The organism is Streptomyces sp. NPDC111516 (genome assembly GCF_055635345.1).
In genome coordinates this window covers 45,875-58,613 of record NZ_JBVKBV010000013.1, presented here as the reverse complement: position 1 = coordinate 58,613, position 12,739 = coordinate 45,875, and the positions used below count along the sequence as shown (strand labels likewise).

The following is a 12,739-nucleotide window of genomic DNA, read 5'->3' as shown; positions in this document are numbered from 1 at the left end:
ATGCGACTCATTCGACCAGTTCCCACCAACCGTCGGGGGAGCGCAGGCCGCACACGTTCCTCGGCGCTCGCCGTGGCCGCGGTCGCCGCGGTCCTCGCACTCACCGCCACCGCCTGCGGGCCCGACGAGACCAATGCCAACGACAAGCCGAGCAGCCCGGCCGGCCAGGCCTCGGACGGCAAGATCACCATTCCGGACGATCTGAAGGACCGGCTCAAGGAACACGGGATCGACCTCGACCAGTGGAGGAACGGCGAGTGGAAGAACTGGGACAGGGACAAGTGGCTGCACGAGGCCAAGGACTTCGTCAATCCGATCATCGAGGGCCTCTGGGACCCGGACCGGATGCGGGATGCCGACAAGTCTCCGGAGAAGCCGGTCGACAATGACATCTCGGGCGATGTTGGCGTGACGGACCCGACACCCGCACCGGTCCAGGCCACCGACGTCCGGACGCCGTACCACGCCAACGCCGCGGAGTCCGGGAAGCTGCTGTTCGACAGCCCCGAAGGTTCCATGGTCTGCTCCGCGACCGTGGTGAAGGACCCGGCGCATCCCGGGAAGTCCAACCTGGTGTGGACCGCCGGACACTGTGTGCACGCCGGCAAGAAGGGCGGCTGGTACCGCAACATCGCCTTTGTGCCGTCGTACAACAACAACGGTCTGTCGACAGCCGAGTTGAAGAAGGCGACCAAGCAGGAGATCGCGCCCTACGGCGTGTGGTGGGGTCAGTGGGCGCAGACTTCCGACCAGTGGATCTCGCAGGGCTCCTCGGTCGGCGGGCAGGGCGCCCCGTACGACTTCGCGGTGCTGCGCGTCACGCCGGAGAAGGGCTCGACGGGCAAGTCCCTGGAGGAGACGGTCGGCTCCGCGCTGCCCGTCGACTTCAACGCCCTGGCCGTGCCGGAGATCAACAGCATGACGGCCACCGGCTTCCCGGCCGCTCCACCGTACGACGGTCAGAAGGCGTTCCAGTGCGCGGACAAGCCGGGCCGGCTCTCGCTGACCGCGCAGGACCCCACGATGTACCGCATCGGCTGCACCATGACCGGCGGTGCCTCCGGTGGCGGCTGGGTCGCGGCGGGCCAGGACGGCAAGCCCGCGCTGGTCTCGAACACCTCCATCGGCCCGGTGACGGCCGGCTGGCTGGCCGGGCCGCGGTTCGGCAAGGAAGCCAAGGGCGTCTACGAATCGGTCAGCAAGAAGTACGCAGGACAGTGACGACGGACCGTCACCCGGACCGGTCCGGGTGACGGTGTCGGTCCATCGGGGCCCCTTGCGCGGCAGTTGCCCGCCGGGGGCCCTTCCGGTGCTCCGGATGGGCGGTGTCCGCGTGGCACGGAGCAGGGACCGCACCGTCATAGGTCTGCATCCGCGGCGGCCGTGGTCCGGTCCGTATCTCGCATGACACGTTCATGGCAATTTCGGAGATTTCAGGGGAATCTTTCGTCCGAAGCCCGAACGCCCGATGGCCCGCTCCCGACGAGGGGAACGGGCCATCGGTCCGTACTGAGCCGTACCGCTGCCGTCAGTGCGCCACGGGGACGAACGAGGAGAGCTCGGCCGCCAGTTCCTCATGGACCCGGGCGTTGAGCAGGGTGCCCTCCGACGTGTGTTCCTCGGAGATCACCTCGCCCTCGGCATGCACCCGGGAGACGAGTCCACCCTGGGTGTACGGCACGAGCGCCTCGATCTCGACCGAGGGCCGGGGCAGTTCCGTATCGATGAGGGCGAGCAGCTCGTCGATACCGGCGCCGGTACGCGCCGAGACGGCGATCGCGTGCTTCTCGATGCGCAGCAGCCGCTGCAGCACCAGCGGATCGGCCGCGTCCGCCTTGTTGATCACCACGACCTCGGGCACGTCCACCGCGCCCACCTCACGGATCACCTCGCGCACCGCGGCGAGCTGCTCCTCCGGCACCGGGTGCGAGCCGTCCACCACATGCAGGATCAGGTCGGATTCGCCGACCTCCTCCATGGTGGAGCGGAACGCCTCGACAAGGTGGTGCGGCAGATGCCGTACGAACCCGACGGTGTCGGCCAGGGTGTAGGTCCGGCCGCTCGGCGTCTCGGCACGGCGCACGGTCGGGTCCAGGGTGGCGAACAGGGCGTTCTCCACGAGGACACCCGCACCGGTCAGCCGGTTGAGCAGCGAGGACTTGCCCGCGTTGGTGTAGCCGGCGATGGCGACCGACGGCACCCGGTTGCGCTTGCGCTCCTGGCGCTTGATGTCGCGGCCGGTCTTCATCTCCGCGATCTCCCGGCGCATCTTCGCCATCTTCTCGCGGATCCGACGCCGGTCCGTTTCAATCTTGGTCTCACCGGGACCACGGGTGGCCATACCGCCACCACCGCTGGAACCGCCGCCGCCCATCTGACGGGAGAGCGACTGACCCCAGCCGCGCAGCCGCGGCAGCATGTACTGCATCTGTGCCAGCGAGACCTGAGCCTTGCCCTCCCGGGACTTGGCGTGCTGGGCGAAGATGTCGAGGATCAGGGCGGTCCGATCGACCACCTTGACCTTGACGACGTCTTCAAGGTGGATCAGCTGGCCGGGGCTGAGCTCACCGTCGCACACAACGGTGTCGGCCCCTGATTCGAGGACGATGTCGCGCAGCTCCAGTGCCTTGCCCGAGCCGATGTAGGTGGCCGGGTCGGGCTTGTCGCGACGCTGGAAGACGGCGTCGAGCACCAGAGCGCCTGCCGTCTCCGCCAGTGCGGCCAGCTCCGCGAGTGAATTCTCCGCGTCCTGCGCGGTCCCCGAGGTCCAGACGCCGACCAGCACCACACGCTCCAGGCGCAGCTGCCGGTACTCGACCTCGGTGACGTCCTCGAGCTCGGTGGAGAGTCCTGCCACACGCCGCAGCGCGGCGCGCTCCGAACGGTCGAACTGCTCGCCGTCCCGTTCTCCGTCGATCTCGTGGCTCCAGGCGACGTCCTCTTCCATCAGGGCGTCGGCCCGAAGGCTCTCGGTGAGGCTCTCGGTGACATTCTCCGTGGCGCTCTGCGCTTCCTGCGCATCCTGGGGAAGGGAAGAAGAGGAGGTCATTGGATCCTTACGTCGATTGAAGTCCGTTACATCAGTCACAACGCGTGACCTCTCCGGATGATTCCCGCTGTCGGAAATCCACGGTCGGGCCGCCGCGGCGACCTGACGATAGTGGCATGGTCCGTGGGCCCCGTCACTCGGGTTTATCACTGTCCGGCGGGCTTGGCGCTGTGCCAGTCCGGGTGCCCCGGCATCGGCGGGGTCTTCGCGCCGTACAGCCAGCCGTCGAAGAACGGGGTCAGGTCACGGCCCGCGGTCTGTGACGCCAGCCGGACGAAGTCCGCGGTGGCGGCGTTCGAGTCGCGGTGCTTCGTCACCCACGTCCGCTCCAGGCGGTCGAACGCGCTCTCGCCGATCTCCTGGCGCAGCGCGTAAAGGACCAGTGCGCTGCCGTCGTACACCACCGGCCGGAACAGGCTGAGCTTCTGTCCGGGCGCCGGAATGTCGGGGCGGGCCGGCGGGCCGCCCGCGGCGCGCCAGCCGTCGGACTTGATGTACGCCTCGCGCATGCGGCCTTCCAGTGTCTTGCCGGCGTGGTCCTCGGCGTAGCGGGCCTCGTACCAGGTGGCGTGTCCCTCGTTGAGCCACAGATCGGACCAGGTGCGCGGGGAGACGCTGTCGCCGAACCACTGGTGGGTGAGCTCGTGCACCATGATCGAGTCGACGTACCACTCGGGGTAGGCGGTTTGCGTGAACAGGGACCGCTCGAAGAGCGAGAGCGTCTGGGTCTCCAGCTCGAAGCCCGTGTCGGTGGCGGCGACCAGCAGTCCGTACGTCTCGAAGGGGTAGCGGCCGACCTGCTGTTCCATCCATTCCAACTGAGCGGGTGTCTTGGCCAGCCAGGGTTCCAGCCGCTTGCGGTCGGCGCTCGGCACCACGTCGCGCACCGGCAGTCCGTGCGGCCCGGTGCGTCGCAGGACGGTGGAACGGCCGATGGTGACCTGGGCCAGTTCGGTGGCCATGGGGTGTTCGGTCCGGTAGGTCCAGGTGGTCTCGGCACCGTGCCGGACCGTGCCCGCAGGCAGGCCGTTGGCGACCACAGTGAGGTCCTTGGGCGCGGTGATCCGGAAGGTGAAGAGGGCCTTGTCGGCGGGGTGGTCATTGCTCGGGAAGACCCGGTGTGCGGCGTCGGCCTGATTGGCCATGGCCAGTCCGTCGGCGGTGCGCAGCCAGCCGCCGGTGTCCCGGTCGCCGCGCGGGTCGCTGGTGTGCCGGACGGTGATGTGCAGTGGTGCTCCGGCCGGGAGCCGGCCGGGCGGCTGGATGACCAGGTCCTCGTCCGCCACGGCGAAGTCGGCGCGCTGACCGTTGATTTCGACCGTACGGACCGTGCCCCGGGTGAAGTCGAGGTTGATCCGGTCCAGCGGTTCGGTGGTCCGCGCGTCGATCGTGGTGACGGCGTCCAGCGGCTTGCTGTTGCTGCCGTGGTAGGTCAGTCCGATGTCGTACGAGAGGACGTCGTACCCGGGATTGCCGAGGTGCGGGAAGAGTGGATCGCCGATGCCGAGCGGCACGGGTGAGGGGAGGGCGGCGGCAACGAGGGTGGCCGATGCGATGGCCAGCAGAGCGGCCCGCAGACGGCGGGAGATGAACGGCATGACCTACCGCTACCAGCGACTCCCACCCGGGCAGGTGCGGCGCGCGCCGCACCACTCGAACGAGATCACGGCGGCAGATGGCGCTGCGTGCGGAGCCGGACGGTGAGTCAGACCGTGGCTGTCGGGTGCTGGGCGCGGCTCACGTCGTACACCCCGGGTACCTCACGCATCGCGCGCATCAGCGCCGGCAGTCCGGCGGCGTCGGGGAGCTGCAATGTGTAGGTGTGCCGGACTCGCTGTTCGCTGGGTGGTTCGACGGTGGCGGAGATGATCGCCGCGTCCGCTGTCGCGATCGCCTCGGTGAGGTCGGCGAGCAGCCCGGGCCGTCCGAAGGACTCGGCAATCAGAGTGACCCGACATCCGGCCTCGTCGCCCCAGGTCACCCGGACCGGCACCCGGCCGACGGACTGCATCCGGGAGACCGCGGGGCAATTCAGCCGGTGCACGGTGACGGCGCCGCCGCGCACGACGAAACCGGTGACGGCGTCGGGGGGTACGGGGGTGCAGCAGCCCGCGAGTCGTACGGCGGCATCCGGCCGGTCCACCACGGCGTTCGCCGTGCGGGCCTCGGCCCGGTCGTCGCCGGGATCGGCGGTTGCCTGGGGCTGTGGTCCGGGCGGCCTGGGCGCCGCGGGCCTGCTGCCGTGCGGGTTCGGGGCATCGTCGGGATGGGCGTCGAACCAGCCGGTGATGGCGATGCGGGCGGCGGGGGTGCGGGCGTGGTCGAGCCAGTCGGGCGAGGGGCCGGACCCGACGTCCTCGGTGAGCAGCAGCTGCACGGTGTCGCCGTCGCTCAGGACGGTGCCGAGGGTGGCGAGCCGGCCGTTGACCCGGGCGCCGATGCAGCTGTGTGCCTTGTCCCCGTACTGCGCGTAGGCGGCGTCGACACAGCTGGCTCCGGCGGGTAGGCCGAGCGTGCCGCCGTCGGTGTGGAAGACCGTGATCTCCCGGTCCTGGGCGAGATCGGCGCGGAGCGTGGTCCAGAAAGTGTCGGAGTCCGGGGCGGACTGCTGCCACGAGAGGAGCCTGGAGAGCCAGCCTGGGCGGGTCGGGTCGGCGCGCTCTCCGTCCACGGGTTCGGCGGTCTGGGGCCCGGAGCCGCTGCCCGCGGCGTACGGATTGCCGAGGGCGATGACGCCGGCCTCGGCGACCTTGTGCATCCGGTGCGTACGGATGAGGACTTCGGCGACCGCCCCGTCGGGGCCCACGACCGCGGTGTGCAGTGACTGGTACAGGTTGAATTTGGGGGCGGCGATGAAGTCCTTGAACTCGGAGATCACCGGGGTGAAGCAGGTGTGCAGTTCGCCGAGCACGGCGTAGCAGTCGGCGTCCTCGCCGACGAGGACCAGCAGCCGGCCGAAGTCGGTGCCGCGCAGTTCGCCGCGTTTGATCCTGACCCGGTGCACGGAGACGTAGTGGCGCGGCCTGATGAGGACTTCTGCCGGAATGCCGGCCTCCCGCAGCACCGCCTCGACGTTCTCGGCGACAGCCGCGAGCGGGTCCTGGGCCGCCGCGGCGCCGGAGGCGTCCGGCTGCGCCGACGCGGCGGCGATCAGCGCCCGGGTGTGCGCGTACTCCGCGGGGTGGAGGATCGCGAAGACCAGGTCCTCCAGCTCGGTCTTGAGCGCCTGCACACCGAGCCGTTCGGCCAGCGGGATCAGCACGTCCCTGGTGACCTTGGCGATCCTGACCTGTTTCTCGGGGCGCATCACGCCGAGGGTGCGCATGTTGTGCAGCCGGTCGGCGAGCTTGATCGACATCACCCGGACGTCGTCCCCGGTGGCGACCAGCATCTTGCGGAAGGTCTCGGGTTCGGCCGCTGCTCCGTAGTCGACCTTTTCGAGTTTGGTGACGCCGTCGACGAGGTAGCAGACCTCTTTGCCGAACTCGTTCCTCACCTGATCGAGAGTCACCTCGGTGTCCTCGACGGTGTCGTGGAGCAGCGAGGCGGTGAGTGTCGTGGTCTCGGCGCCGAGCTCGGCGAGGATCAGCGTGACGGCGAGCGGGTGCGTGATGTACGGCTCGCCGCTCTTGCGCATCTGTCCGCGGTGCGAGGACTCCGCGAGTACGTAGGCCCGGTGCAGGACGGACAGGTCGGCATCCGGGTGGTGGGCCCGGTGGGCCTCGGCGACATGGCCGATCGCGTCGGGCAGCCGGTCGCGGGAGACGGGGCCGAGCAGCGCGACGCGGCCGAGCCTGCGGAAATCGATCCGGGGTCGGCCCCGTCTGCGGATGGGAGCACCTGGGTTGGTGGCCTCTGCACTCATGGGGCACCTCCGGCGACGTCGACCGGCGGTGGGAAGGTGCGGTCGCGCCTCCGGGCCGGTGCTTGATGCTACCGAGCCCACCACGTGGCGGAGTCCGGCTCTCGCTCAGCGTGAAACGGATCACCCATTCGAGCGAAGCTCCAGGGCCTTTCGTTTGGATCATGCCGGGCTCGCGTGCCTCGGCGCCACTCCCTGATCCGGCCTGAACCAAACGAAAGGGCCCACGGCCCTGTCCTGGGTCCTGTCCTGTCGATCTTCGTGGATCAGCCCGGGGCGTCCGGTGCGGTGCATCGCAAGGCGGAGGATCGTCCTCGTGCTGGACGTACTCGGGCGACTCCGGCAACGCGGCGAGGTGCCGTGCCAGGCGTTCCGGGCCCGCGAAGATCGGCAGGACAGGGCCTAACCGATCAACGATTCGAGCCAGGCCGGGTCGATCGTGCCTTCGGCGACGATCACGGCGGCGCCGGTCATCTCGATCTCGCCGTCGGGCCGCTCGGTGATCACGAGGGTGCCTCCGAGCAGATCGACCGTGTACGTGACCGGAGTGCCGGTCTTCGCGGGGTCGGCGCCGTCCCTGCGGGCCGCGGCTACGGCCACGGCACAGGCACCCGTACCGCAGGAGCGGGTCTCGCCCGAGCCGCGCTCATGGACCCGCATGGCGACGTGGCGTGGTCCGCGGTCCACGACGAATTCGATGTTGACGCCTTCGGGGTAGACGGCCGCGGGGCCGAACGGCGGCACGGAGAGCAGATCGCCGGCGTGCGCCAGATCGTCGACGAAGGCGACCGCGTGCGGATTGCCCATGTTCACATTGCGGGCTTCCCAGCTGCGGCCGTCCAGGCTGACGGTGACACCGTCCTCGGGGAGAAGCGCGCGCCCCATGGCGACCGTCACGTCGCCGCCCTTGGCAATGTGCACCTTCTTCACGCCGCCCCGGGTCGCGACGGCGAGGTCGCCCTGCTCGACGTGTCCAGCATGCTGCAGATAGCGGGCGAAGACCCGCACGCCGTTGCCGCACATCTCGGCGATCGAACCGTCGGCGTTGCGATAGTCCATGAACCACTCGGCCTCGCCCGCCATGGCCCGCGCCTCCGGGTGCGCGGCGGACCGCACGACGTGCAGGATCCCGTCACCACCGATACCGGCCCGGCGGTCGCACAGGCGGGCGACGACGGAGGCGGGCAGGTCGACGGCGTTGTCCGGGTCGGGGACGATCACGAAGTCGTTCTCGGTGCCGTGGCCCTTGAGGAAGGCGATCTGCGAGGTGCTCACAGGGCAACTGTACGAGGCAGCACCAACAGCCGACGAAACCGGGCCGTGCGACGGGGCAAGGAAAAGGCCGGGCAACGGAACGCCGAACAGCGGCCGGGCGTCACACCGCCAGCGTCGGTCGGCGGAGCCGCAGCGTCCGTCAGCGAAGCCGGGCCACGCGCCAGATGGCCAGTGCGACCAGAACGGCGCACACAGCGACGTACAGGGCGATCACGCGCCAGTCGGCTCTCTCGCCCGAACCCCGCTGCGGCAGCCCGGGCCAGGTGTATCCCACGCGGCGGGCGGCCATCATGCCCCAGCCCGCGGCGCAGCAGCTGATCAGCAGGCCCAGCATGGCGACGACTGCGCCGCCGTCGCCGAACTCGAACGCCAGCGGGAACGCGAACATCAGCGATCCCACGGCGGCGAGCATGACGATCGGCGCGAGCTGCCAGATACGCAGACGCCGCGCGGGCCGCAGCTCGACCTCGACCTCGGGGGTCGTTTCGAGCTCGTCGGGCCCGTCGGGGCTCAAGCTTCCTGCGTCGTGCAACTTGTCCGGTGCGTCTTGTTCTGTGTCGCGAGGGCCGGCCTCCATCGCCACGCGCCCTCCCAACTCGGACTCCACTGGTCGATCGATGCTCGATGATGGCACGCTCCCGGTCGCCGAAATGACGGGCAGGGCTTCCCGATGCCATCACGTGATCAGGCTGTAACCGCTCGTTCGACCAACGCCAGCGCCCGGTGCGTGAGTTCCCCGCGGTGCTCCGCGGCGCCATTGAGCCAGTGGACCCGCGGGTCGCGGCGAAACCACGAGTCCTGACGGCGCGCGAATCGCTTGGTGGCGCGAATGGTCTCGGCACGCGCCTCGTCCTCGGTGCACTCCTGGGCCAGCGCGGCCAGCACCTGCTGGTAACCGAGCGCCCTGGACGCGGTTCGTCCCTCGCGCAGGCCGTGCGCCTCCAGGGCCCGCACCTCGTCCACGAGCCCGGCCGCCCACATCCGATCGACCCTCAGGGCGATGCGTTCGTCGAGTTCGGGGCGGGCCACGTCGACGCCGATCTGGACGGTGTCGTACACCGCATCGTCACCGGGGAGGTTGGCGGTGAAGGGCTTGCCGGTGATCTCGATGACTTCGAGGGCCCTGACGATGCGGCGACCGTTGCTCGGCAGGATGGCCCGGCCCGCCTCGGGGTCGGCGGCGGCGAGCCGGGCGTGCAGGGCTCCGGAGCCGCGCTCGACCAGTTCCTCCTCCAGCCTGGCCCTGACACCGGGGTCCGTGCCGGGGAACTCCAGGGCGTCGATGGTGCCCTTCACATAGAGCCCGGAACCGCCGACCAGGACAGGAGTGCGGCCCGCGGCGAGCAGCCGGTCGATCTCCGCTCGGGCCAGCCGCTGGTACTCGGCGACGCTGGCCGTCTCGGTGACGTCCCAGATGTCCAGCAGTTGATGCGGCACGTTTCCGCGCTCGGAGGGCGTCAGCTTCGCGGTGCCGATATCCATCCCCCGGTAGAGCTGCATCGAGTCGGCGTTGACCACTTCGCCGTCGAGCTGCTGAGCAAGAAACACCCCCAGATCGGACTTTCCGGCTGCAGTGGGACCGACGACGGTGATGACCCGCGGTGCGGGAGCTGAACTTCTCACCGCCCCAGTCTCGCAAACCTCCGGCCCTCTTCCCGAATGAGTGACCTGACCGGCTGCGAACGGGGGTGTCCGGCCTTCCCGCTTCTGCTCCGCCGCTGCCCCGCCTCCGCTCCGAACGGCGCGGATCTTCGGCGGTGCCAGTAGAATTCATAAGTGAATACGGGCGTTTTTTTACGGTTTGCCGTTCGCCCCCAGGGCTGCCCCGCGAGGCGGTCGGCAGCGAGGCCGCAGGAGGACGCCCGACCGAGTCCCCCAGCAGGGAAGGTGCCCGATGGGCTTCCTGGACAATTTGAAGGCCAAGCTGAGCCCCGCCAAGGAAAAGGTCGGCGACCTCGCGCATCAGCACGGGGGCAAGATCGACCACGGGCTCGACAAGGCCGCACGGACGGTCGACCAAAAGACCAAGGGCAAGTACAGCGACAAGATCGAGTCCGGCACGAAGAAGGCCAAGGACGTGGTCGAGCGCCTGTCCCACAAGCACGACGAGGGTGGTGTCAAGCACGACGAAGGCGGTACGCCGCCTGGTACGCCGCCCACCTCGTGAACACCAACCGAATCGAGTCGGACGCACGGCCGTGGAGCGGCGACGCTGCACGGCCGTCGTCCGTATCCGCCCGGGTGCCAGTCCGAGCGTGCGGTCAGGACCAGGTGGCGACCAGGTAGCCCACGCCGTACGGAGCGTCCTCGTACAGCATCTGTCCGCGCAGGCCCGCCCCTTCGCCCGCGCCCGCGAGCACCTGCCAGGGTGCCCGGCCCGCCGCTTTCAGCTCGTACGCCAGCGACTCGTCCAGCGCGATCAGCGCGCCGGGGTCGGCGGAACCCAGCGCGTGGGCGGCCGCCGCGTCGAACGCCCCGGCGCGGTCGTCCAGATAGCCGGGGGCCTTGACCGTGCGGCAGGCACTGCCGTCGCCCATCACCAGCAGCGCCACCCGTTCCGCTCTGGCTGCCAGGTCTTGCCCCGTACTCGTACAGCGGTCGGTTTCGAGCGGCTCCCCCACACCGAGCCCTTCGACCGGTGCCTCGGCCCACTGCGCACGGGCGAGCAGCCAGGCGCCGACGGCCAGGGACGGCGGGAGGGGGCGGTCCGCCACGGTTCCGCGATCGCACCCGAGCCGTACGTCGAGATCGACTCCGAAGCTCTTGAATGAGCCGGTGGCCCCCTCGGGGTGCGGTCCTCGGCCCGCGAGGTCCGCGGGCCCGATCACGAGCAGCAGGTCGGGCCGGGCCGCGGCAAGCACACCGAGGGCGTCGGCGCAGGCGTCCCGCAGCGTGTCGAGCTCGGGCGCGGCACCGGCGGCGACCTCGGGTACCAGCAGGGGCGGACAGGGGCAGACAGCGGCGGCGACAAGCATGGTGGGCAGCGTACTGGTTGAGCGCGACGCGCCCATCTCCCGCCGTCGCCCGTCCCCGCCGCGGCCCGGTCCCCTCGCCGGTGTCAGTCGCAGCCGCAGCCGGGCGCCGCCGCGGCGGGCAGGGGCGCCGGGGCGCCGATACCGGGCAGCCCCAGCATCACTCCAGCCGGCTTGGCGGCCTCGGTTGCGGTGCGCTTCTCCCAGGCGTCCCCGGCCCGGGTCCGCCGTACGCCCAGCGGGGTGCCCTCGGCGAGCAGGTGGTGCGGGGCGGCGTAGCTGATCTCGACGGTGACCACATCGCCGGGACGCACGTCCTCGTCCGGCTTGGTGAAGTGGACCAGGCGGTTGTCGGGGGCGCGGCCCGAGAGGCGGTGGGTGGCGCCGTCCTTGCGGCCCTCGCCCTCCGCGACCATGATCTCCAGCGTCCGGCCGACCTGCTTCTTGTTCTCCTCCCAGGAGATCTCCTCCTGGAGGACGGACAGGCGCATGTACCGCTCCTGGACGACCTCCTTGGGGATCTGCCCCGCCATCTCGGCGGCCGGGGTTCCGGGTCGCTTGGAGTACTGGAAGGTGAAGGCGTTGGCGAAGCGCGCCTCGCGGACCGCGTGCATCGTCTGCTCGAAGTCCTCCTCGGTCTCGCCGGGGAAGCCCACGATGATGTCGGTGGAGATGGCGGCGTCCGGCATCGCGGCGCGGACCTTCTCGATGATGCCGAGGAAGCGCTCCTGCCGGTACGAACGCCGCATCGCCTTGAGGATGGTGTCCGAGCCGGACTGCATCGGCATGTGCAGCTGAGGCATCACATTGGGCGTCTCGGCCATGGCCGCGATCACGTCGTCCGTGAAGTCGCGGGGGTGCGGCGACGTGAAGCGGACCCGCTCCAGGCCCTCGATCTTCCCGCAGGCGCGCAGCAGCTTGGAGAAAGCCTCACGGTCGCCGATGTCGGCCCCGTACGCGTTCACGTTCTGACCGAGCAGGGTGATCTCCGAGACGCCCTCGGCGACCAGCGCCTCGATCTCGGCGAGGATGTCGCCGGTGCGGCGGTCCTTCTCCTTGCCGCGGAGCGCCGGGACGATGCAGAAGGTGCAGGTGTTGTTGCAGCCGACGGAGATGGAGACCCACGCCGCGTAGGCGGACTCGCGACGGGTGGGGAGCGTGGAGGGGAATGCCTCCAGGGATTCGGCGATCTCGATCTGCGCCTCTTCCTGGATGCGGGCGCGCTCCAGCAGCACGGGCAGCTTGCCGATGTTGTGCGTACCGAAGACGACATCCACCCAGGGGGCCCGCTGGACGATGGTGTCGCGGTCCTTCTGTGCCAGGCAGCCGCCGACGGCGATCTGCATGCCGGGCCGCTTGGTCTTCATCGGGGCGAGCCGGCCGAGGTTGCCGTAGAGCTTGTTGTCGGCATTCTCCCGGACCGCGCAGGTGTTGAAGACGACGACGTCGGCGTCGCCGTCGGAGCCCTCCGCGGCACGTACGTAACCCGCGTCCTCCAGCAGCCCGGACAACCGCTCCGAGTCGTGGACGTTCATCTGGCACCCGTAGGTGCGCACCTCGTACGTTTTCAAACCGTCCACT

At 69.9% G+C, this 12,739-nt stretch carries 10 protein-coding genes; 2 read left to right on the top strand and 8 right to left on the bottom strand.

Translation table 11 applies throughout. From position 1 onward, the window contains the following. Window positions 1–1,221 carry a trypsin-like serine peptidase gene (locus ACZ7L9_RS23520; RefSeq protein ID WP_471417771.1) on the top strand — a complete coding sequence of 407 codons (1,221 nt, stop codon included), beginning with the start codon at window positions 1–3 and terminating at the stop codon, window positions 1,219–1,221. Window positions 1,222–1,528: 307 nt separating this feature from the next. Here ACZ7L9_RS23520 and hflX read toward each other — a convergent pair whose 3' ends face one another. The 6 genes from hflX to miaA form a co-directional block, all read right to left on the bottom strand. Next, window positions 1,529–3,049, bottom strand: a complete 1,521-nt coding sequence (gene hflX / locus ACZ7L9_RS23515) for a GTPase HflX (RefSeq protein WP_471417769.1) — start codon at window positions 3,047–3,049, stop codon at window positions 1,529–1,531. A 146-nt stretch (window positions 3,050–3,195) separates the two neighbouring features. Next, window positions 3,196–4,647: a M1 family metallopeptidase gene (locus tag ACZ7L9_RS23510; RefSeq protein ID WP_471417767.1), complete on the bottom strand. Its 1,452-nt coding sequence runs from the start codon at window positions 4,645–4,647 to the stop codon at window positions 3,196–3,198. A 107-nt stretch (window positions 4,648–4,754) separates the two neighbouring features. Next, window positions 4,755–6,914 (bottom strand): RelA/SpoT family protein, encoded by a 2,160-nt coding sequence (locus ACZ7L9_RS23505; RefSeq protein ID WP_471417765.1) that lies wholly within the window; start codon window positions 6,912–6,914, stop codon window positions 4,755–4,757. 399 nt (window positions 6,915–7,313) lie between these two features. Next, window positions 7,314–8,186, bottom strand: coding sequence for a diaminopimelate epimerase (gene dapF, locus ACZ7L9_RS23500; protein WP_471417763.1), 873 nt, complete (start codon window positions 8,184–8,186; stop codon window positions 7,314–7,316). Window positions 8,187–8,325: 139 nt separating this feature from the next. After that, window positions 8,326–8,763 carry a hypothetical protein gene (locus ACZ7L9_RS23495; RefSeq protein ID WP_471418001.1) on the bottom strand — a complete coding sequence of 146 codons (438 nt, stop codon included), beginning with the start codon at window positions 8,761–8,763 and terminating at the stop codon, window positions 8,326–8,328. 107 nt (window positions 8,764–8,870) lie between these two features. Further along, window positions 8,871–9,809 carry a tRNA (adenosine(37)-N6)-dimethylallyltransferase MiaA gene (gene miaA / locus ACZ7L9_RS23490; RefSeq protein WP_471417761.1) on the bottom strand — a complete coding sequence of 313 codons (939 nt, stop codon included), beginning with the start codon at window positions 9,807–9,809 and terminating at the stop codon, window positions 8,871–8,873. Window positions 9,810–10,080: 271 nt separating this feature from the next. Between miaA and ACZ7L9_RS23485 the strand changes: the two genes are divergently transcribed. After that, a complete protein-coding gene (locus ACZ7L9_RS23485) occupies window positions 10,081–10,353 on the top strand; it encodes an antitoxin (protein ID WP_471417759.1) in 273 nt (90 codons plus the stop codon). Window positions 10,354–10,447: 94 nt separating this feature from the next. Here the strand turns inward: ACZ7L9_RS23485 and ACZ7L9_RS23480 are convergent, their stop codons facing one another. Then, a complete protein-coding gene (locus ACZ7L9_RS23480; protein WP_471417757.1) occupies window positions 10,448–11,161 on the bottom strand; it encodes a class III extradiol dioxygenase subunit B-like domain-containing protein in 714 nt (237 codons plus the stop codon). A gap of 83 nt (window positions 11,162–11,244) precedes the next feature. Next, the gene (gene miaB, locus ACZ7L9_RS23475; RefSeq protein WP_471417999.1) at window positions 11,245–12,738 is read right to left on the bottom strand and encodes a tRNA (N6-isopentenyl adenosine(37)-C2)-methylthiotransferase MiaB; all 1,494 of its coding nucleotides are present in this window, start codon (window positions 12,736–12,738) and stop codon (window positions 11,245–11,247) included. Window position 12,739: the final 1 nt, after the last annotated feature.

Bases quoted from the DNA above. Each gene is read 5' to 3' on its own strand.
- ACZ7L9_RS23520 (WP_471417771.1), top strand. From the start codon at position 1: ATGCGACTCATTCGACCAGTTCCCACCAACCGTCGGGGGAGCGCAGGC.
- hflX (WP_471417769.1), bottom strand. From the start codon at position 3,049: ATGACCTCCTCTTCTTCCCTTCCCCAGGATGCGCAGGAAGCGCAGAGC.
- ACZ7L9_RS23510 (WP_471417767.1), bottom strand. From the start codon at position 4,647: ATGCCGTTCATCTCCCGCCGTCTGCGGGCCGCTCTGCTGGCCATCGCA.
- ACZ7L9_RS23505 (WP_471417765.1), bottom strand. From the start codon at position 6,914: ATGAGTGCAGAGGCCACCAACCCAGGTGCTCCCATCCGCAGACGGGGC.
- ACZ7L9_RS23495 (WP_471418001.1), bottom strand. From the start codon at position 8,763: ATGGAGGCCGGCCCTCGCGACACAGAACAAGACGCACCGGACAAGTTG.
- ACZ7L9_RS23485 (WP_471417759.1), top strand. From the start codon at position 10,081: ATGGGCTTCCTGGACAATTTGAAGGCCAAGCTGAGCCCCGCCAAGGAA.
- ACZ7L9_RS23480 (WP_471417757.1), bottom strand. From the start codon at position 11,161: ATGCTTGTCGCCGCCGCTGTCTGCCCCTGTCCGCCCCTGCTGGTACCC.